General features: G+C 52.9%; 3 protein-coding genes. 2 read left to right on the forward strand and 1 reads right to left on the reverse strand.

The annotated features are described in order from the left end of the window. Positions 1–398 (forward strand): hypothetical protein (locus SB772_RS38895; RefSeq protein ID WP_410838375.1); only part of this gene is annotated, 398 nt, incomplete at its 5' end. Between the two features lie 86 nt (positions 399–484). Here the strand turns inward: SB772_RS38895 and SB772_RS38900 are convergent. Then, positions 485–1213 carry a hypothetical protein gene (locus SB772_RS38900; protein WP_410838376.1) on the reverse strand — a complete coding sequence of 243 codons (729 nt, stop codon included), beginning with the start codon at positions 1211–1213 and terminating at the stop codon, positions 485–487. A gap of 406 nt (positions 1214–1619) precedes the next feature. Between SB772_RS38900 and SB772_RS38905 the strand changes: the two genes are divergently transcribed. Beyond that, the coding region (locus SB772_RS38905; protein WP_410838377.1) for a DUF5625 family protein at positions 1620–2163 on the forward strand (544 nt) is incomplete at its 3' end.

The following is a 2163-nucleotide window of genomic DNA, read 5'->3' on the forward strand; positions in this document are numbered from 1 at the left end:
CGACCCGGAACGGACTTCCAACTTTCCGCAAAACGGACGTTCGATTTATGAGTACGGTCACGATCGAAAGCCGAGCGACAATGACCTGTACTCCGTCGAAAAATTTCGACTGTACGAGACGTTTTTATCAGGATCTCGGCTTCACGCTTGCTTGGGCCGGCGAGCAACTCGCGTATTTCCAGCGGAGCGACGTCAGTTTCCGAATCCAGAATTTCTACTTCGAAGCGCTGGCCGACAACTTCATGGTGCACCTACTCGTGGAAGACGTCGCGGCCTGGCATGCGCATCTCTCGGAAGTCGGCATTGTGGCGCAGTTCCACGTCGAAATGACGCCGGTTCAACTGCAACCGTGGCGCATGCGCGACTGCACGATTAACGACCTATCAGGCGTTCTTTGACGCATTGCACGGAATGCCGACTGAGTTTCGGTGCGTATAGCGCGTTTTTAAACCACGTAGCGACGCATCGACGGCAGGCACTCTTTCTAACCTGGGCCCAACACGTACCCAATGATCGGCTGTAGAAAAATATGGGTACTAACGTGGGCAGTTTCTGCCGTTAGAAAGCCGTATCGCCAGTAGAGAAAGCCCCAAAGAATACCCGCCAGGATGAATCGCGCAACGACATAGAGTAGAAAAATTGGCGTTAAGTGTGGTGGATAAAAAGGTGCTTCGTTCAGCAGCATCGGAATTGCCTGGGCGAGAATAATGGCCACCCAGTAAGCGGCTTTTGGAATATGGCCTTGCGAATCCCGCCAAACAAGTCCCATGCACCATAGCGCAGTCGACATGAAAAACAGTCGGTAAAGAATGTTCTCGTTGAACGCGCGCAGCATGAAGTAAATCATGCGCTCGGACAGGGGATGTCCGGAAAAATAAGCAACGTAAAGTGGCGGCAATAAGTGCCGGAATACCACGAGGTCGACGGTCGTGACGTAAAGTGCGACGAGCAGCCCAATACCAAAAGCGACCGCAATAGGATGATCAAGATCGTGCGCAGCCAGTCGAAGACCCGTGCGCTGCGCACAAAAAATCCCCACGATGGTCAGCGCAAGAAACAGCACGACGCGAATCCACGGCACGCCGCCGGTGATGGCGCTAAAGACAATATCGAAACCTGCCTTCGACGCAATCAGTGCACCGAAGAGCAGAAGCGTGCCGGCCGTTAGCCAGTTCGATCGAGGCGAGCTTTCGGGGAGCGCGTGTATGTTCATGGGATTCTAAAAAAATACCACAACCTGATAACGGGAGATGCGAAGACTCGACGCCCACCGTCGATTTATTGATTCAGCTCTCTCACGTGTGGCTGACAGCCGCACGTCCGCTGCGCCTGCGATTGTCAACGATCCGCATAGCCACGTCAAAGGTCTCTTCCTGGCCGGCTGCTGCCCGATGCGTTGGATTCGTGTCAATCCGTGACAGACGCACAGCGTAGTATTTCAGCGGACTGCTCCGTGTCTGAGGGCGGACCCGAGCGAGTTCAGGCCCTGTCACACCCAAACGACCTTGGTTGCCATTCGTGACACGGCACAGACTGATCGTGCGGTCGCCCACAACCAAACGCCGTTACTTCACCTACGATTTGTCACAAGTGGAGTTTGAGGAAGGAGAACGGGCACCATGAAAGCCAGTGCGCGGTACCTAGCGATACTGATATTTGCAGCGGTGATCGTGATTATGGCGCGTAGTTCTTTGGCTACGGCAACGCAGAACGTCGTTGCAGTATTTCTTCCGATCGACGTGAGCGAGTCCGGAACGTCGGTAATTGCCGATTTTAAGGTTACAGACGAACGGCTCTATATTTTTTATCTCAACGTTCATTACAGGAACGAGCAAGAAAGGCAGAAAATCGTCACCTTGGTGGGCGACGGTGGCAGATCGCGCAACGGTGAGTATGCCAATCCAGGTATCGTTTTACCGATCCGTCTGAAACTGGCGACTAACAGCATGTTTGAAGATGTAACCAGCAACGTCAAGGGAGTCGCGGGACATGGTCTCGGTCCTCACTTAAGTGGGGAATATTTTCGTCAGATCCACGCCGCTATCCTCAAAAAAGGCCTTTATCAAATGCAAATTGCAATTCCTCAAGGATTTGCGCAGTTTAAAGGCGTTGAATGTGCAATTTCCGTTGGGGTTCAGCCACACACACGTCCGATTTTGAAGT

The sequence above is a fragment of the Paraburkholderia sp. SIMBA_030 genome, from assembly GCF_046535245.1.
GTDB lineage: Bacteria > Pseudomonadota > Gammaproteobacteria > Burkholderiales > Burkholderiaceae > Paraburkholderia.